The organism is Streptococcus pseudopneumoniae IS7493, from assembly GCF_000221985.1.
GTDB classification, from domain to species: Bacteria; Bacillota; Bacilli; order Lactobacillales; family Streptococcaceae; genus Streptococcus; species Streptococcus pseudopneumoniae.
The window spans coordinates 1,594,244-1,613,135 of the sequence record NC_015875.1 but is presented as its reverse complement, the minus strand read 5'-3'; the positions used below and the strand labels follow the sequence as shown (position 1 = coordinate 1,613,135).

11 protein-coding genes and 1 pseudogene are annotated in these 18,892 nt (G+C 41.6%); 11 read left to right on the top strand and 1 reads right to left on the bottom strand.

What is annotated here, in order from left to right; genetic code table 11:
• The first annotated feature begins 74 nt into the window (after positions 1 to 74).
• From secA to SPPN_RS08190, 7 genes are all read left to right on the top strand, one after another.
• Entirely contained in the window at positions 75 to 2,588 is a 2,514-nt protein-coding gene (gene secA, locus SPPN_RS08220) for a preprotein translocase subunit SecA (RefSeq protein ID WP_001274080.1), read from the top strand.
• A gap of 80 nt (positions 2,589 to 2,668) precedes the next feature.
• The gene (locus SPPN_RS08215; protein WP_000232198.1) at positions 2,669 to 3,700 is read left to right on the top strand and encodes a 3-deoxy-7-phosphoheptulonate synthase; all 1,032 of its coding nucleotides are present in this window, start codon (positions 2,669 to 2,671) and stop codon (positions 3,698 to 3,700) included.
• 1 nt (position 3,701) lies between these two features.
• Complete coding sequence (locus SPPN_RS08210; RefSeq protein WP_000864063.1) at positions 3,702 to 4,733, top strand: 3-deoxy-7-phosphoheptulonate synthase; 1,032 nt, start codon at positions 3,702 to 3,704, stop codon at positions 4,731 to 4,733.
• A 44-nt stretch (positions 4,734 to 4,777) separates the two neighbouring features.
• Entirely contained in the window at positions 4,778 to 5,140 is a 363-nt protein-coding gene (gene acpS / locus SPPN_RS08205) for a holo-ACP synthase (protein ID WP_000634996.1), read from the top strand.
• Entirely contained in the window at positions 5,130 to 6,233 is a 1,104-nt protein-coding gene (gene alr / locus SPPN_RS08200) for an alanine racemase (RefSeq protein WP_000648055.1), read from the top strand. Before acpS ends, alr begins: the two co-directional genes overlap by 11 nt.
• Before the next feature lie 18 nt (positions 6,234 to 6,251).
• Positions 6,252 to 8,267: an ATP-dependent DNA helicase RecG gene (gene recG / locus SPPN_RS08195; protein ID WP_001048789.1), complete on the top strand. Its 2,016-nt coding sequence runs from the start codon at positions 6,252 to 6,254 to the stop codon at positions 8,265 to 8,267.
• Between the two features lie 320 nt (positions 8,268 to 8,587).
• Complete coding sequence (locus tag SPPN_RS08190) at positions 8,588 to 9,544, top strand: acetylxylan esterase (RefSeq protein ID WP_000795140.1); 957 nt, start codon at positions 8,588 to 8,590, stop codon at positions 9,542 to 9,544.
• 286 nt (positions 9,545 to 9,830) lie between these two features.
• On the opposite strand, the gene SPPN_RS13240 is transcribed toward SPPN_RS08190, so the two are convergent.
• Complete coding sequence (locus SPPN_RS13240; protein ID WP_014017320.1) at positions 9,831 to 9,983, bottom strand: hypothetical protein; 153 nt, start codon at positions 9,981 to 9,983, stop codon at positions 9,831 to 9,833.
• A gap of 354 nt (positions 9,984 to 10,337) precedes the next feature.
• Between SPPN_RS13240 and SPPN_RS08180 the strand changes: the two genes are divergently transcribed.
• The 4 genes and pseudogenes from SPPN_RS08180 (at position 10,338) to SPPN_RS08165 (ending at position 18,788) form a co-directional block, all read left to right on the top strand.
• Positions 10,338 to 10,565, top strand: coding sequence for a hypothetical protein (locus SPPN_RS08180; protein WP_000576348.1), 228 nt, complete (start codon positions 10,338 to 10,340; stop codon positions 10,563 to 10,565).
• 287 nt (positions 10,566 to 10,852) lie between these two features.
• Positions 10,853 to 11,038: a YSIRK-type signal peptide-containing protein gene (locus SPPN_RS14435; protein ID WP_148255722.1), complete on the top strand. Its 186-nt coding sequence runs from the start codon at positions 10,853 to 10,855 to the stop codon at positions 11,036 to 11,038.
• Between the two features lie 137 nt (positions 11,039 to 11,175).
• Positions 11,176 to 14,289 (top strand): annotated as a pseudogene (locus SPPN_RS08175) (sialidase domain-containing protein); the annotation flags it as partial.
• Positions 14,290 to 15,050: 761 nt separating this feature from the next.
• Positions 15,051 to 18,788: a trypsin-like peptidase domain-containing protein gene (locus SPPN_RS08165; RefSeq protein ID WP_000480565.1), complete on the top strand. Its 3,738-nt coding sequence runs from the start codon at positions 15,051 to 15,053 to the stop codon at positions 18,786 to 18,788.
• The last annotated feature ends 104 nt before the right edge of the window (positions 18,789 to 18,892 follow it).

The following is an 18,892-nucleotide window of genomic DNA, read 5'->3' as shown; positions in this document are numbered from 1 at the left end:
CTTGAAAATAATCAGTAATTGTGCTAAAATTAAAAGAACATTCTAAAATATTCGGAATTAAAGTAAGGAAAAACATGGCTAATATTTTAAAAACAATTATCGAAAATGATAAAGGAGAAATCCGTCGTCTGGAAAAGATGGCTGACAAGGTTTTCAAATACGAAGACCAAATGGCTGCTTTGACTGATGACCAACTAAAAGCAAAAACAGTTGAATTTAAAGAACGTTATCAAAATGGAGAATCGCTGGATTCATTGCTTTATGAAGCATTTGCGGTTGTCCGTGAGGGTGCCAAACGTGTCCTAGGTCTCTTCCCATATAAGGTTCAGGTCATGGGGGGGATCGTTCTTCACCATGGTGACGTGCCAGAGATGCGTACAGGGGAAGGGAAAACCTTGACTGCGACTATGCCGGTATACCTCAATGCCCTTTCAGGCAAAGGGGTTCACGTAGTTACGGTTAACGAATACCTATCAGAACGTGACGCGACTGAGATGGGTGAATTGTACTCATGGCTTGGCTTGTCAGTAGGGATTAACTTGGCTGCCAAATCTCCAATGGAGAAAAAAGAAGCCTATGAGTGTGATATTACATACTCAACCAACTCAGAAATCGGATTTGACTACCTTCGTGACAACATGGTCGTTCGTGCTGAAAACATGGTACAACGTCCGCTTAACTATGCCTTGGTCGATGAGGTTGACTCAATCTTGATTGACGAAGCCCGTACACCTTTGATCGTATCAGGAGCTAATGCAGTTGAAACCAGTCAGCTCTACCACATGGCAGACCACTATGTAAAATCTTTGGACAAAGATGACTACATCATTGATGTTCAGTCTAAGACTATTGGTTTGTCTGATTCAGGGATTGACAAGGCTGAAAGCTACTTCAAGCTTGAAAATCTCTATGACATCGAAAACGTGGCTTTGACTCACTTTATCGATAACGCCCTTCGTGCCAACTACATCATGCTTCTCGATATTGACTATGTGGTGAGCGAAGAGCAAGAAATCTTGATTGTCGACCAATTTACAGGTCGTACCATGGAAGGTCGTCGTTATTCTGATGGCTTGCACCAAGCTATTGAAGCCAAAGAAGGTGTGCCAATCCAGGATGAAACCAAGACATCTGCCTCAATCACGTATCAAAACCTTTTCCGTATGTACAAGAAATTGTCTGGTATGACGGGGACAGGTAAGACTGAAGAAGAAGAATTCCGTGAAATCTACAACATTCGTGTGATTCCAATCCCAACAAACCGTCCTGTTCAACGTATTGACCACTCAGACCTTCTTTATGCAAGTATCGAATCTAAGTTTAAAGCGGTTGTCGAAGACGTTAAGACTCGTTACCAAAAGGGTCAACCTGTCTTGGTTGGTACAGTAGCGGTTGAAACTAGTGACTACATTTCTAAGAAATTGGTCGCAGCTGGTGTTCCTCACGAAGTCTTGAATGCCAAAAATCACTATAGAGAAGCCCAAATCATCATGAATGCTGGTCAACGTGGTGCCGTTACCATCGCAACCAACATGGCGGGTCGTGGTACCGACATCAAGCTTGGTGAAGGTGTTCGTGAACTTGGAGGACTTTGTGTGATTGGTACAGAACGTCATGAAAGTCGTCGTATCGATAACCAGCTTCGTGGACGTTCAGGTCGTCAAGGAGATCCAGGTGAGTCACAATTCTACCTCTCTCTTGAAGATGATTTGATGAAACGTTTTGGTTCTGAACGCTTGAAAGGCATATTTGAACGCTTGAATATGTCTGAAGAGGCCATTGAGTCTCGTATGTTGACGCGTCAGGTTGAGGCAGCTCAGAAACGTGTCGAAGGAAATAACTACGATACCCGTAAACAAGTCCTTCAATACGACGATGTCATGCGTGAACAACGTGAGATTATCTATGCTCAACGTTACGATGTCATCACTGCAGACCGTGACTTGGCACCTGAAATTCAGGCTATGCACAAACGCACGATTGAACGTGTCGTCGATGGTCATGCGCGTGCCAAACAAGATGAAAAACTTGAAGCAATTTTGAACTTTGCTAAGTACAACTTGCTTCCAGAAGATTCTATTACGATGGAAGATTTGTCAGGCTTGTCTGATAAGGCCATCAAGGAAGAGCTTTTTCAACGTGCCTTGAAGGTTTATGATAGTCAGGTTTCAAAACTACGCGATGAAGAAGCAGTTAAAGAATTCCAAAAAGTTTTGATTCTACGAGTGGTGGATAACAAGTGGACAGATCATATCGATGCCCTTGATCAATTGCGTAACGCGGTTGGACTTCGTGGTTATGCTCAGAACAACCCTGTTGTTGAGTATCAGGCAGAAGGTTTCCGTATGTTTAATGATATGATTGGTTCGATTGAGTTTGATGTGACACGCTTGATGATGAAAGCACAAATTCATGAACAAGAAAGACCACAGGCAGAACGCCATATCAGTACAACAGCGACTCGCAATATCGCTGCTCACCAAGCAAGTATGCCAGAAGATTTGGATTTGAGCCAGATTGGACGCAATCAACTTTGCCCATGTGGTTCTGGTAAGAAGTTTAAAAATTGTCACGGTAAAAGACAATAAAATGAGATAGTTTAGAGGCGGATATCTTGTGAAAAGTAAATTTTTACTTGGTATTCGTTTGCTTTATAAGGAGATGACTTATGGTATTTACAGCAAAAAGTCCTAAAATAAATATCGAAGAAGTTCGTGCCTTATCAAAATTAGAAGGCCAAGCTTTGGAGAGAAAATCACAGCGCGATCAAGAGCTAGAAGCCATCATGCGTGGAGAAGACCAGCGGATTCTCTTGGTAATCGGTCCGTGCTCATCTGACAACGAAGAAGCTGTCCTTGAATACGCTAAGCGTTTGGCAGTCCTACAAGAAGAAGTGGCAGATCGTATCTTTATGGTTATGCGTGTTTATACTGCCAAACCCCGTACCAACGGAGATGGCTATAAGGGCTTGATTCACCAGCCTAACGCGACAGAAGCGCCTAGTCTTATCAATGGAATCAAAGCCGTTCGCCATCTTCACTATCGTGTCATCACAGAAACAGGGATGACAACTGCTGATGAAATGCTTTATCCTGAAAACCTTCCGCTTGTAGATGATTTGATTTCTTACATGGCAGTTGGTGCCCGTTCAGTTGAAGACCAGCAACACCGCTTTGTGGCAAGTGGGGCAGGATTTTCTACTGGTTTTAAAAATCCAACCTCTGGAAATCTCAATGTCATGTTTAATGGGATTTATGCTGCTCAAAACAAACAAAGTTTCCTTTTCTTAGGAAAAGAAGTAGAAACAACTGGGAACCCGCTTTCACACGCTATTCTTCGTGGTGCTCTTAATGAGTATGGTAACAATATTCCCAACTACTATTATGACAATTTAATTGAGACCATTGCCCAGTATGAGAAAATGGGCTTGGAAAATCCTTTTATCATCATTGATACCAATCATGACAATTCTGGTAAGCAGTATATGGAACAGATCCGAATTGTCCGCCAGACCTTGATTAACCGTGCTTGGAATGAAAAAATTAAGCAGTTCGTTCGTGGTTTTATGATTGAGTCTTATCTGGAAGATGGTCGACAAAATGAGCCAGAAGTATTTGGTAAGTCTATCACAGACCCTTGCTTGGGTTGGGATAACACAGAAGCTCTTGTCAGAGAAATTTACAAAACGTTAGGAGAATAAGATGGCATTTATTGAAAAAGGTCAAGAAATCGATATGGAAGTCATTAAGGCTGAAACCCAATTGTCTGCGGAAGCCTTGAGACTCAAGGAAAGCCGTGACAGGGAATTGGCAGACATTATTTCAGGGGAAGATGACCGTCTCCTTTTGGTAATTGGTCCTTGCTCTTCTGATAATGAAGAAGCTGTCTTGGAATATGCCCGCCGCTTGTCAGCCTTGCAAAAGAAGGTAGCGGACAAGATTTTCATGGTTATGCGCGTTTATACTGCTAAGCCTCGTACCAACGGAGACGGCTATAAAGGGTTGGTTCACCAGCCAGACACTTCTAAGGCTCCAAGCCTGATTAACGGTTTGCAGGCTGTGCGCCAGTTGCACTACCGAGTGATTACAGAGACTGGTTTGACGACGGCAGATGAGATGCTTTATCCGTCAAATCTAATCTTGGTGGATGACTTGGTCAGCTACCATGCTGTTGGAGCTCGTTCTGTGGAAGACCAAGAGCACCGCTTTGTGGCTTCTGGGATTGATGCACCAGTAGGGATGAAAAATCCAACCTCAGGAAATTTGGGTGTTATGTTTAACGCCATCTATGCTGCTCAAAATAAGCAAACCTTCCTTTATCATGGGCAGGAAGTTGAGACTTCAGGTAATCCTTTGTCCCATGTCATCCTCCGTGGAGCAGTTAACGAGTATGGCAATTATATGCCGAATTACTACTATGAAAACCTACTCCAAGCCATTGAACGCTATGAAACCATGGGACTTGAAAATCCCTTTATCCTCATTGATACCAACCATGATAACTCAGGCAAGCAGTATATGGAGCAGATTCGAATTGTTCGCCAGACCTTGCAAAATCGTGATTGGAATGAGAAAATTAAAAAGACAGTTCGAGGATTTATGATTGAATCTTACCTAGCAGATGGTCGTCAAAACCAACCAGAGGTCTTTGGCTGCTCTATTACAGATCCTTGCCTAGGTTGGGAAAATACAGAGGCTTTGGTAGAAGAAATCTATGCTACCTTGGCAGAATAAGTGAAAAGGATGGAGTTGGGGAATCTCAACTCCTTTTGATGAGAATGATAGTTGGACACGGAATTGACATCGAAGAATTGGCTTCGATAGAAAGAGCGGCTGCACGACATGAAGGCTTTGCCAAGCGCGTGCTGACAGCCAAGGAAATGGAACGGTTTAACAGTCTTAAAGGGCGCAGGCAAATCGAATATTTGGCTGGTCGCTGGTCGGCTAAGGAGGCCTTTTCCAAGGCTATGGGAACGGGAATTGGCAAGCTCGGTTTTCAGGATTTAGAAGTCTTAAACAATGAACGCGGGGCGCCTTATTTTAGTCAGTCACCATTTTCAGGAAAAATTTGGCTATCTATCAGCCATACCGATCAGTTTGTGACAGCCAGTGTCATTTTGGAGGAAAATCATGAAAGCTAGTCCGCATAGACCAACCAAGGCTCTGATTCATCTGGGAGCTATTCGACACAATATTCAGCAAATGGGGGCTCATATCCCTGAGGGGACACTCAAGTGGGCAGTGGTCAAAGCCAATGCCTATGGGCATGGGGCAGTAGCTGTTGCCAATGCGATTCAAGATGATGTCGATGGCTTTTGCGTTTCCAATATTGATGAAGCTATTGAACTCAGACAAGCTGGACTCAGCAAGAAAATCCTTATTTTAGGAGTTTCTGAGCTAGAAGCTGTTACTCTAGCTAAAGAATATGACATCACCTTGACAGTGGCTGGATTGGAGTGGATTCAAGCACTCTTAGATAAGGAAGCAGATTTAACTGGCTTGACTGTCCACCTCAAGATTGACTCAGGCATGGGACGGATTGGTTTTAGAGAGGCTAGTGAGGCTGATCAGGCTCAAGACTTGATCAGACAACACGGTGTTCGTGTTGAAGGAATCTTTACCCACTTTGCGACTGCTGATGAGGAATCAGATGACTATTTTAATGCCCAGTTAGAACGGTTTAAAACCATTCTATCAAGTATGAAAGGTCTTCCAGAGCTGGTTCATGCCAGCAACTCAGCAACGACTCTTTGGCATGTAGAGACTATTTTCAATGCGGTTCGTATGGGAGATGCTATGTATGGTCTTAATCCTAGCGGAGAGGTCTTGGATTTACCCTATGACTTGATTCCAGCCTTGACCTTGGAGTCTGCTCTGGTTCATGTCAAGACAGTTTCAGCTGGAGCTTGCATGGGCTACGGGGCGACCTATCAGGCAGATAGCGAGCAGGTCATCGCGACCGTGCCAATCGGCTATGCAGATGGATGGACAAGAGACATGGAAAATTTCTCTGTCTTGGTAGATGGCCAAGCTTGCCCAATTGTCGGCAGGGTTTCGATGGACCAAATCACTATTCGATTGCCTAAGCCTTACCCACTCGGAACCAAGGTAACCTTGATTGGCTCCAATGGGGATAAGGAAATCACTGCAACTCAGGTAGCGTCCTACCGTGGGACTATTAACTATGAGGTGGTTTGTCTTCTCAGCGACCGCATTCCGAGAGAATATGATTAGAAAAGAAAGGAGTGGAGCATGAATCTACATCAACCCTTGCATGTCTTACCTGGTGTGGGACCAAAGTCAGCAGAAAAATACGCCAAACTAGGAATTGAAAACTTGCAAGACCTCTTGCTTTACTTTCCTTTCAGATATGAAGATTTCAAAACCAAGCAAGTGCTGGAGCTGGAAGACGGAGAAAAGGCAGTTCTGTCTGGACAAGTAGTGACTCCTGCCAGTGTCCAGTATTATGGTTTCAAGCGCAATCGTCTGCGCTTTAGCCTCAAGCAGGGAGAAGTCGTTTTTGCGGTGAACTTCTTTAACCAGCCCTATCTAGTAGATAAGATAGAGTTGGGAGCAACTCTTGCTGTCTTTGGAAAATGGGAGCGTGCCAAGGCTAGTCTGACTGGGATGAAGGTCCTGGCTCAGGTGGAAGATGATCTCCAACCTGTCTATCGCTTGGCTCAGGGAATCAGTCAGGCCAGTCTGGTCAAAGTTATCAAGACAGCCTTTGATCAGGGACTGGACCTCTTGATAGAAGAAAATCTGCCCCAGTCTTTACTAGACAAATACAAACTCATGTCCCGTTGTCAGGCAGTCCGAGCTATGCATTTTCCAAAGGATTTGGCAGAATACAAGCAGGCTCTTCGCCGTATCAAATTTGAGGAACTCTTTTATTTTCAAATGCAATTGCAGACGCTCAAGTCTGAAAATAGAGTTCAGGGAAGTGGTCTGGTTCTGAATTGGTCTCAGGAAAAAGTGACAGTAGTTAAAGAAAATCTACCTTTTTCCTTGACCCCAGCTCAAGAAAAGAGTTTACAGGAAATTTTGACAGACATGAAGTCGGATCACCACATGAATCGTCTCTTGCAAGGGGATGTGGGGAGCGGAAAAACGGTGGTCGCTGGCTTGGCTATGTTTGCGGCAGTGACAGCTGGCTACCAATCAGCCCTCATGGTACCAACAGAAATTCTCGCAGAGCAACACTTTGAGAGTTTACAGAACCTTTTTCCCAATTTGAAACTGGCTCTCTTGACAGGTTCCTTGAAAGCTGCAGAAAAGAGAGAAGTCTTGGAGACCATTGCCAAGGGTGAGGCTGATTTGATTATCGGAACTCACGCTCTGATACAAGATGGGGTGGAGTATGCTCGTCTTGGTTTGATTATTATCGATGAGCAGCACCGTTTTGGTGTGGGGCAAAGGCGTATTTTACGGGAAAAAGGCGACAATCCAGATGTCCTCATGATGACGGCGACTCCCATTCCACGGACGCTTGCCATCACAGCCTTTGGAGATATGGATGTTTCCATTATCGACCAGATGCCAGCAGGTCGGAAGCCTATTGTGACGCGCTGGATCAAACATGAGCAACTAGCTCAGGTTTTGACTTGGTTAGAGGGGGAAATCCAAAAAGGTTCTCAAGCCTATGTCATCTCTCCTTTGATTGAAGAATCAGAAGCTCTAGATTTGAAAAATGCCATTGCCTTATTAGAAGAGCTGACGGCTCATTTTGCAGGTAAGGCAGAAGTGGCTCTTCTACATGGTAAGATGAAGAGTGACGAAAAAGACCAGATCATGCAGGATTTCAAGGAGAGAAAAACAGATATTCTGGTTTCAACAACAGTTATCGAGGTTGGGGTCAATGTTCCAAATGCGACTGTCATGATCATCATGGATGCCGATCGCTTCGGGCTTAGTCAGCTTCACCAGCTCAGAGGTCGTGTGGGTCGGGGGGACAAGCAGTCCTATGCTGTTCTTGTTGCCAATCCCAAGACGGATTCTGGGAAAGACCGCATGCGCATCATGACAGAAACCACCAATGGTTTTGTCCTTGCGGAGGAAGATTTGAAAATGCGTGGTTCTGGTGAAATTTTTGGAACCAGACAGTCAGGGCTTCCAGAGTTCCAAGTGGCTGATATTATCGAGGATTTTCCGATTTTAGAAGAAGCTAGAAAAGTTGTTAGTTACATTAGTTCTATTGAAGGCTGGCAAGAGGATCCAGAGTGGCGCATGATTGCCTTTCATCTGGAAAAGAAAGAACATCTGGATTAAGCTTTCTCTAAGGAAAACTTAAGCTAGCTTTCAGGTTTGGCCCTTATACTAGAGTCATCAAAAAGAAACGAGGACTCTCATATGACAGTAACGATTAAAGTAAATTACCCAAGCACTTTTCAAAAGAAAGAAGCAACAGATTAAGATTGAGCAGAAGAAAAAGGGCGGAAATGCTCTTTTTTCGTTTCTAAAACCACTTTCAGTCAATAGGCTTGAAGGAAGAAAAGCTAAATTCACTTTCTATTTACCCTTCTTTCTTGCATTGCTTTCTTAGATGTGCTACAGTGGTGCTAGCGATTACAAAACAAAAGGAGCATGCTATGAAAAATCCAGCTTTGTTAGAAGAAATGAAGATCTATCTAGGAAGGGACGAGGTTCCAGAAGACGTTGATGCTTTCTGGGATGAGGAAGTGAAAAAAGTTTCCACGCTTCCAGCCTACCAGTTGGAGGAAATAAATTTCCACATTTCTCAAGTCAAGTGCTATGAGCTAACCTTTGAAGGAAGCAAGCAAGGCAAGGTCTATGCACGAGTTGTTCTTCCAAAGAGTGAGGAGAAGGTTCCGTTAATCTTCCATTTCCATGGTTATATGGGACGTGGTTGGGATTGGGCCGACATGCTGGCTTTCACCGTAGCTGGTTACGGTGTTGTTTCCATGGATGTTCGAGGCCAGTCGGGCTATTCACAAGACGGTTTGCGCTCTCCTCTTGGAAATACCGTTAAGGGACATATCATCCGTGGTGCTGTGGAAGGTCGGGACCACCTCTTTTATAAGGATGTTTATCTGGACATTTACCAGTTGGTTGAAATTATTGCTAGTCTGCCTCAGGTAGATGAGAAGCGACTTTCCAGCTATGGTGCCTTGCAAGGAGGGGCTCTAGCTTTGGTTGCAGCAGCGCTCAATCCTCGAATTCAGAAACCAGTTGCCATCTATCCCTTCTTGTCAGACTTCAGACGAGTGCTTGAGATTGGTAATACTAGCGAAGCCTATGACGAACTTTTTAGATATTTCAAATTTTACGACCCCTTCCATGAAACTGAGGAGGAGATCATGGCGATCCTTGCCCATCGTATCAAGGGTGAGGTTAAGATGATTACGGGTTTGGATGACGATGTTTGCTATCCCATTACCCAGTTTGCGATTTACAATCGTTTGACCTGCGATAAGGCTTATCGCATCATGCCTGAGTATGCCCATGAAGCCATGAATGTTTTTGTCAATGACCAGGTTTATAACTGGCTCTGTGGGAGTGAGATTCCTTTCAAATATCTAAAATAAGGAGTCGACTCTAGGCACAAAATCTTAAAAATCACAAACACGCATAGTATCAGGGGATTAAGAAGACTTGATACTATGCGTTTTATCATGGAAATATTTATAGAATTTTTTGTTGCTAGCTTTGTCAAATTGCTTAAAATAATTTTTTTCAGAAAGCAAAAGCCGATACCTATCGAGTAGGGTAGTTCTTGCTATCGTCAGGCTTGTCTGTAGGTGTTAATACTTTCCAAAAATCTCTTCAAACCACGTCAGCTTCGCCTTGCCGTAGGTATGGTTACTGACTTCGTCAGTTTCTATCTGCCACCTCAAAACGGTGTTTTGAGCTGACTTCGTCAGTTTCATCTACCACCTCAAAACGGTGTTTTGAGCTGACTTCGTCAGTTTCATCTACCACCTCAAAACGGTGTTTTGAGCTGACTTCGTCAGTTTCATCTACCACCTCAAAACAGTGTTTTGAGCATCATGCGGCTAGCTTCTTAGTTTGCTCTTTGATTTTCATTGAGTGTAAAAAACAGATGAGTCTCTGTTTTCTTTTTATGGACTATAAATGTTCATCTGAAACTACTTTCAAGGATATTATTATACAAAAGAGTTTCTTGAAACTAAAATCTATTATACTACACTGTATTGAAAGCGTTTTAGAAATGAGGTATAATAAATTTGCTAACACTTATAAAAAGTGATAGAATCTTATCTTTATGTATATTTAAAGATAGATTGCTGTAAAAATAGTAGCAGCTATGCGAAATGACAGATAGAGAGAAGGGATTGAAGCTTAGAAAAGGGGAATAATATGATATTTAAGGCATTCAAGACAAAAAAGCAGAGAAAAAGACAAATTGAACTACTTTTGACAGTTTTTTTCGACAGTTTTCTGATTGATTTATTTCTTCACTTATTTGGGATTGTCCCCTTTAAGCTGGATAAGATTCTGATTGTGAGCTTGATTATATTTCCCATTATTTCTACAAGTATTTATGCTTATGAAAAGCTATTTGAAAAAGTGTTCGATAAGGATTGAGCAGGAAGTATGGTGTAAATAGCATAAGCTGATGTCCATCATTTGCTTATAAAGAGATATTTTAGTTTAATTGCAGCGGTGTCCTGGTAGATAAACTAGATTGGCAGGAGTCTGATTGGAGAAAGGAGAGGGGAAATTTGGCACCAATTTGAGATAGTTTGTTTAGTTCATTTTTGTCATTTAAATGAACTGTAGTAAAAGAAAGTTAAGAAAAGACAAACTAAGTGCATTTTCTGGAGTAAATGTCTTATTTCAGAAATCGGGATATAGATATAGAGAGGAACAGTATGAATCGGAATGTTCAAGAACGTAAGTGTCGTTATAGTATTAGGAAACTATCGGTAGGAGCGGTTTCTATGATTGTGGGAGCAGTGGTGTTTGGAACGTCTCCTGTTTTAGCTCAAGAAGGGGCGAGTGAGCAACCTCTGGCAAATGAAACTCAACTTTCGGGGGGGGGGGAGGCTCAACCCTAACTGATACAGAAAAGAGCCAGCCTTCTGAGGAAGGAGAAAATATAACTCTTCCTGCAGAGCATGTAGAGTCTGTTTCAGAGACTGAACTTTCTGGCAATGAGCAAGAACAAGAAAGGGAAGATAAGCAAGAAGAAAAAATTCCAAGAGATTACTATGCACGAGATTTGGAAAATGTCGCAACAGTGATAGAAAAAGATGACTTAGAGACGAATGATTCAAATGGAAAAAGAGTAGACTTGTCTGATGAATTAGAGAAAGTAAAGGGACTCCAAAATGCAACTGTTCATGTGGAGTTTAAACCGGCTGCTGATGGTCCTAGTTTTTACAATCTCTTTTCTGCTTCCAGTACAACTAAAGTAAATGAGTACTTTACAATGGCAATCAATAATGGGACAGCTTTGATAGAGGGACGTGGAGCTGATGGTAGTCAATTTTATGGAAGTTATACAGATGCGCCTTTGAAGATTAGACCAGGCAAGTATAATTCGGTTACTTTTACTGTTGAAAGACCAAGAAAGGATAGTCCAAATGGTCAGGTTCGTCTTTATGTGAATGGTGTATTATCTCGTACGAATAAAAAGTCAGGGAAATTCCTGGCAGACATGCCAGATGTGGATAAACTTCAGTTAGGTGCAACTAATAGAGCAGGAGAACTGAAGTGGGGCTCAAATCTCTCTATTCGTAATCTGACTGTATACAATCGTGCTCTAACTCCAGAGGAAGTCAAAAAACGTAGCCAGTTATTTGATGTGACAGATATTGAGCCGTCACTTGCTGAAGGGGCAGTCTTGACAGAGAAGCAAGAGTTGTTTATGAGCGGTGTCAATGGTAAGCCAAATAGTGAAGGAATTAAGAGTTATCGGATTCCAGCTTTGCTACGTACGGATAAAGGAACATTACTGGCAGGGGCAGATCAGCGTCGTCTCCACCATTCTGATTGGGGAGATATTGCTATGGTCGTTAGGAGAAGTGAGGATGGGGGAACTACTTGGCAGCCAACCTTAACCTTGACCAACTTGCGAGACAATCCAGAAGCAAAAGATCCGCAGGCACCATCTCCACTTAATATCGATATGGTCTTGGTTCAAGATCCTACCACAAAGAGAATTTTTTCAATCTACGATATGTTTCCAGAAGGTCGAGCTGTCTTTGGAATGCCAAACAAACCTCAAAAAGCTTATCAACAAGTTGGAGATAAGCACTATCAATTACTATATAAACAAGGGGAAAATCAAGCATATACTGTCCGAGAAAACGGAGAAGTATATGATGCAAATAATCAAAAAACAGATTATCGCGTTGTAGTGGATCCAAAAGAAGAAGCCTACAGAGATAAGGGTGACCTCTATAAAGGAGAAGAGCTTCTTGGGAATATCTACTTTGCTCCATCTGCTAAAAATCCATTTCGTGTAGCCTATACGAGCTATTTGTGGCTTTCTTATAGTGATGATGATGGGAAAACATGGTCGCAACCAAGAGATATTACACCATCAATTCGCCAAGATTGGATGAAATTTTTAGGAACAGGTCCAGGTACAGGAATTGTGCTTAGAACAGGAGAGCACAAGGGTCGTATCTTAGTTCCTACTTATACCACCAATGCTATCTCCCATCTAAGCGGATCCCAGTCTTCTCGTTTGATTTATTCAGATGATCATGGAGAAACATGGCAGGCTGGAGCTGCTGTCAATGATGATAGGACAGTAGGCGGAAGGAAAATTCATTCCTCAACTATGAATAATAGTCCTGCCCAAAATACAGAGTCAGTTGCTGTACAGTTAAATAATGGTGATGTGAAACTCTTTATGAGAGGATTAACGGGTGATTTACAGGTTGCCACAAGTAAAGATGGTGGGCAAACTTGGGACAAGGAAATCAAGAGATACAATCAGGTTAAAGATGTTTATGTCCAAATGGCTGCTATTCACACCATGCACGAAGGAAAAGAATACATCATTTTAACCAATTCAGGAGGACCTAAACGGACGAATGGAATGGCTCATTTGGCTCGTGTAGAGGACAACGGAGACTTGACTTGGTTACATCATAGACCAATTCAAAAAGGAGAGTTTGCCTATAATTCGCTCCAAGAATTAGGAAATGGGGAGTATGGTATCTTGTATGAACACACTGAAAAAGGACAAAATGACTATACCCTATCATTTAGAAAATTTAATTGGGACTTTTTAACAAAAGATCCGGTATATCCAACGAGTGTAACTATCAGGGACGTTCGTAAATTGGAAACAGAAGAAGAGGATGCAGAACAAGGTATCTTAGCTATGCAATTTGATTCTGAGGTACTAGTGAATTCTATTCCGACTTTGACTTTAGCGAATGGACACAAAGCTACCTTCTTGACCCAAGCAGATCAAAAAACTCTACTTTTCACCTTTAATAAAGAAGATGCAGGTCAAGAAATTACAGGTCTATTGGCCGGTAGAATTGACAGTATGCATGATTTACCAGTTACACTAGCTGGCAGTAGAATTCCTGAAGATGCGAAAGAAAATCCTGTCGAGACCATGAATACAGTAAGAGAAAATGTATCTGAGGAGATGACAGAAAGGAAGTCAGAGAAGGATAAATTATCTTTGGGGTCTTCAGATAGAATGGTAGCAAACTCTCCTCTTACTTCTTTTGCTCCTCGTTACCTCCAATCTTATGTAGGAGATGTTATTAAAACTGAGACTAAAGTTCCAATAACGACTGGTTGGAAGCAAGAAAATGGTGCGTGGTATTTTTATACATCTGCTGGTGAAGTGGTGAAAGGCTGGCATCAGGAAGCGGATAAATGGTACTACTTGAGTTCTACTGGTGCGATGGCAACTGGTTGGGTTAGAGATGGTAATCAATGGTATTATTTGAGTGAGAGTGGAGCAATGTCTACTGGCTGGGTTGAATCCAGTGGTGTGTGGTACTATCTCAATGCTAACGGCTCAATGGCAACTGGTTGGGTCAGAGATGGTAACCAATGGTATTATTTGAGTGAGAGTGGAGAAATGTCTACTGGCTGGGTTGAATCCAGTGGTGTGTGGTACTATCTCAATGCTAACGGTTCAATGGCAACTGGTTGGATAAAAGATGGAGACCATTGGTACTATCAGGAATCATCTGGTGCAATGAAGGTAAATCAATGGTTCCAAGTTGGAGACAAATGGTACTATGTCAATGAAAGCGGAAGATTAGCGGTTAATACTATAGTAGATGGTTATAAAGTTAACTCCAATGGGGAGTGGGTCAACTACTAGAACCTTGGATGTTGATGAATAACTGAGACATGTTTTGTCCGTCATAGAGATAAAAAGTTTATTTAGATAGTTTTCGTAGAAATTTCTACTTTAAGAAAAAGTCAATTTAGATGAGCTCTTATTGCCGGGTAAATGCCTTGCTAGTCGTAAATAAACTGTATATTTCCGACTTACTTAGGACTGGATACCACTAGTCGCAACTTAACAGTTCGCTTTAAGTGTTAAAATGCATATAGCTAGTTATTGGTTATATGCGTTTTTGTTCTTGATTATTTTATTTCTGTCTTGGAATATAGGTAAAATTATAGTAAAATAAAATTCTGTAAATCATGTTGGTAGATATACAGGAAGAAGAGTGTATTGTTGACAATACAGCACATAGAATCCAACATGTCCTTATACTCAAAAAATCAAAGAGCAAATTAGGAAGCTAGCCGTAGCCTGCTCAAAACACCGTTTTGAGGTTGCAGATAGAACTGACGAAGTCAGCTCAAAACACCGCTTTGAGGTTGTAGATGAAACTGATGAAGTCAGCTCAAAACCCCGTTTTGAGGTTGCAGATAGAACTGACGAAGTCAGCTCAAAACCCCGTTTTGAGGTTGCAGATAGAACTGACGAAGTCAGTAACATATACATACGGCAAGACGAAGATGGCCTGGTTTGAAGAGTATGGAACAATCATAACTTATTTGAAGATTTTAAAAGATTGTAAGCTATTATATCTGGATAAATAAGTATTAGAAACTAAAGTGAGGAAAAAGATGTTTTTATATTTAAAGGGTTTAGGAAAATTTCGTAAGTCAAAAGCTTATGGATTGGTGGGATGTCTGGCATTGGTGAGTATGATTGGATTGTCGATTCCTGATTTACCAGTTGTTGGAGGAAGAACAGTGTATGCTGACGTCATTCAAGGTGGCGATGATATAAAAGATGTGAGCGTTCATGAGAAGTCCGCTGAGGGTGTTGCTATGACTTATACCACTTATGATAGTGGTACGAGTGGAAAACAAACCGCGTCTGGCAGTGGTGTCTTTGTAGCGCCGAATGTCATGGTAACCGTAGCTCATAATTACTATGATAAAAACCAAGAAAACAAGTCCGCGGTCTTGCGTGGTGGGGAGTCTGCTCGTAGTTATGTTGTGATGAACTCAGAGACGGAAAAGAACAATAAAGTACCTACTTCTGGTGTATCAGAAGCTCTTGAAAAAGACTCTATTCACTTATATAACGGCAACGACTTTGGTAAAGACTATAGCAACGACTTAGCAGTAGTGGTAACTAAAAAGCCTGTAGAAGCTATGACGGGTGGTGAGGACTCTCCAAGAGAGTTGAGCCATAAAGAGGTTTCTACTGGTGATAAAATCACTATGGTAGGTTATCCCAATGATTTTTCGACTCCGAATTTAAGTGAAGAAAACAAGAAGAGGTTGAAAGATGGTAAGGCTTATTCAGTCTCAACAACTGTAAGCAGTGTCAATAAAGAGAGCGGTGCAGTCACTTATCATTCCTCAGCTTTGGGAGGTTTTTCAGGTGCTCCTTTGTTTAATGATAAGGGAGATGTAGTCGGTATCCACCAGCACGGAACAAATACTTCAAACGCTCCTGAGAGTGAGCGTATTGGGGGTGGTACGATTTTTACGGAAAAGCACAGAGCTTGGATTCGTTCTATGATTGATAAATATGGTATAAAGGGTTGGTATATAGATGGTGCAAACCGTTACTATTATGATGAAAATCACAGAGCCTTAAAAGACGTAGAGTATGAGATTGACGGTGCTTTGTATCGTTTTGATGAAAAAGGTCGAGCGACTTTAGTAAAAGGTGAAGAAAAAGGCCGCGTTCTACTTCGAGTGGAAGATACTAAAGGAACTCCTTTGATTTCAGATAAGGTTGTTCAGGAAGGTCCTGTTGGAAGTGGTTTGAATTTTCATTTAAGACAAAATCCAGACTTCAAACAGTTAATAGCAACTTCCCCAACAGCTAAAGTGGTATCTTACAATGGAGTTTCTGTCAACAAACTAGTAAGTGATACTAGTTGGTCTGATGAGTATGTCAGTAAGTTAGCTTTAGGTAATACCATTATAAAAGCTGTTGTTGACTCAGTAAATCCTTCATCTACTTCGTCTTCTGATTTCGCAAGAACTGAAGTTGGTAAGGTTGACTTGAGTGGCAAATCCAACTTACCTATGCCTAGTAAAGAGGTGTTACAAGCTCCGAATGGCTCAGAAAATTTCTATGCTACAACGCACATTCAAACGCCAGATGGGTCGGGGTCAGGTACTTTAATTGCACCCAATTTGGTGTTAACAGTCGCTCATAATTTTTTAACAGTTAAAGGTTCTGAGGTCGTTACGAAATCTGGTCGCACCAATACAGTGTATAAAGCAACTTTACCGAATGGGTTGTCTGTGCATTTTTCAGATGATGATATTGTTTATTGGAATAAAAAAGATTCCGTATTTGGATTTAAAAATGACTTAGCCTTGGTTCGACTAAAAGAAGATTTCAAAGCGGTATCTCCTGTAGAGGTGGTTTCTGAGTCAACTTCTATCGCTAAGGGTGAAAAAGTTTCGGTTTATGGTTTCCCGGATGGTCGTTTATCTCCAGTCTTGGATAGTGAAGTTGTAGATACTACTGATTTCGGTTCAGGTGTTGAGGGTATCAGCTATGAAGGCACAAAACCCGGAGCGTCTGGTGGTGGTCTTTATAATGACAAAGGTACTTTAATTGGAGTTCACCAAAATGGTGTCGTAGGAAGCCGCAGTGGTGGTTTGGTTTTATCAAAAGAGCAACTGGATTGGGTTCGTTCTTATATTGAAGGTAAACCAAAAGAGCCTGTCTATGTAAAAGATGAAGTTTTGGTGGATGAGAAGGATAAGGATAAACTTCCTTCAACTCCAAAAGACGAAAAACCAAGTACACCTAAAATAGAGTCTGATAAAGATAAAGTAGAACCTCCTCTCAAACCGCAAAAGGAGCCGAAAACAGAGGTTATTACCACTTACGAAGGTGACAGTACCCTTGAGGTTGGAAAAGAGCGTACAGAGGATACTAAGGGTGAAAAAGAAGGTGTTCCACTTATTTACCGAGTAGTGTATAAAGGTACTAAGCCGAAAGTAGAAAAAGAATCGATTGCTTTTGATACTCTTTACCAAGGAGATGAAACAAAAGAGCTTGGTTTCCGTTCAGTTGTAGAGGGTAAAGGAGGGGTGGTTACTCGAACTACTACTTATCAAGTAGATAAGTATACAGGAGCGGTATCTTCTCAAGTTTCTGAGAAGAAAATAGCTCCTCAATCCAAGGTGATTACTTTAGGTATTAAACCCAACAGTGTCATAAAAGAACTTCCGATTACAGAGCGTTTTGAGGACTCTGAAGAGTTAGAGAAAGGGAAAACGGAGGTTGTTTCGGAGGGGTATGTAGGTAAAGAAGTTACTAAGGTGACTTATAAGGTCTTAGCTGATGGAAAGATTGTTGAAAATTCTCGTACAGTCGAGGTTACACCTATGAAAGAACGTGTGGTTCTTAAGGGTGTGAAGGAAGTGGTGTCATCGACGGAAGAAAACTCAAGTAATCTCAAAGAGGAAGTGGTATCTCCAGATAAAGTAGAGTTTCCAGTTCCAAAAGATGCGCCGATCAGAGAAGAACTGCCTGCGTCTAGTGAGGAATTTTCAGAATCAGAGGTTTTAGTATCGGGAGAAAAAATACCAGGCGACCTTGGGAAGTCTATAGTATCTTCAAAAGAACTAGTCCCTGAAAGAGTGGAAGTTCCAGACTTTGTGGCTAAAGTTACAGGTGGAGAAAAATTGACAGTAGAAGGGCACCGAGATGAGAGAAAAATAAAGACTCCATCAAAACAGGAAAGATTATCTAGCCCAGAAACCACTGCTCAATTCACAACGAACGGGACAGGTTCGTCATCGTTAACAGCTGTTTTTGGCGTTGAAGCGGATAACATGTCACTTTCTACTGTTGAACATTCTGTTATTACATATAATCAACAAAGAGGATGGCATAAGATAAATAATCAGTGGTATTTTAGAAATTCCGATGGGAAAGAACGGACAGGCTGGATGAAAGAAAATGATGCATGGTATTATTTTGATGCGAATGGAATCATGCAAACCGGTTGGATACAGGATACAGACGGTAATTGGTATTATCTCAAGGATAATGGCATGATGGAGGTAGGCTGGTTCCAAGATTCAAGTGGCGCGTGGTACTACTTAGGATCATCTGGTTCCATGGAATCCAATACATGGATTTATTATAAAGGAAAGTGGTACTACTTAGGATCATCTGGTTCCATGGAATCCAATACATGGATTTATTATAAAGGAAAGTGGTACTACTTAGGATCATCTGGTTCCATGGAATCCAATACATGGATTTATTATAAAGGAAAGTGGTACTATATCGATGCTTTTGGGAAACTACTTTTCAATTCGCTAACACCAGACGGCTATAGAGTGAACGAGTACGGGGAATGGATCAACTGATTTTGCTTTATGACCTATTGATGAGCAAGCGAGTAGTATAAAAAACATTAGAATTAATAGTCTAGGAAGTGGTAAGAGTTCTCTAAAACGGCTGATTTTGTAAT

Coding starts and splice junctions, on each gene's coding strand:
- secA (WP_001274080.1), top strand. CDS start 75: ATGGCTAATATTTTAAAAACAATTATCGAAAATGATAAAGGAGAAATC.
- SPPN_RS08215 (WP_000232198.1), top strand. CDS start 2,669: ATGGTATTTACAGCAAAAAGTCCTAAAATAAATATCGAAGAAGTTCGT.
- SPPN_RS08210 (WP_000864063.1), top strand. CDS start 3,702: ATGGCATTTATTGAAAAAGGTCAAGAAATCGATATGGAAGTCATTAAG.
- acpS (WP_000634996.1), top strand. CDS start 4,778: ATGATAGTTGGACACGGAATTGACATCGAAGAATTGGCTTCGATAGAA.
- alr (WP_000648055.1), top strand. CDS start 5,130: ATGAAAGCTAGTCCGCATAGACCAACCAAGGCTCTGATTCATCTGGGA.
- recG (WP_001048789.1), top strand. CDS start 6,252: ATGAATCTACATCAACCCTTGCATGTCTTACCTGGTGTGGGACCAAAG.
- SPPN_RS08190 (WP_000795140.1), top strand. CDS start 8,588: ATGAAAAATCCAGCTTTGTTAGAAGAAATGAAGATCTATCTAGGAAGG.
- SPPN_RS08180 (WP_000576348.1), top strand. CDS start 10,338: ATGATATTTAAGGCATTCAAGACAAAAAAGCAGAGAAAAAGACAAATT.
- SPPN_RS14435 (WP_148255722.1), top strand. CDS start 10,853: ATGAATCGGAATGTTCAAGAACGTAAGTGTCGTTATAGTATTAGGAAA.
- SPPN_RS08165 (WP_000480565.1), top strand. CDS start 15,051: ATGTTTTTATATTTAAAGGGTTTAGGAAAATTTCGTAAGTCAAAAGCT.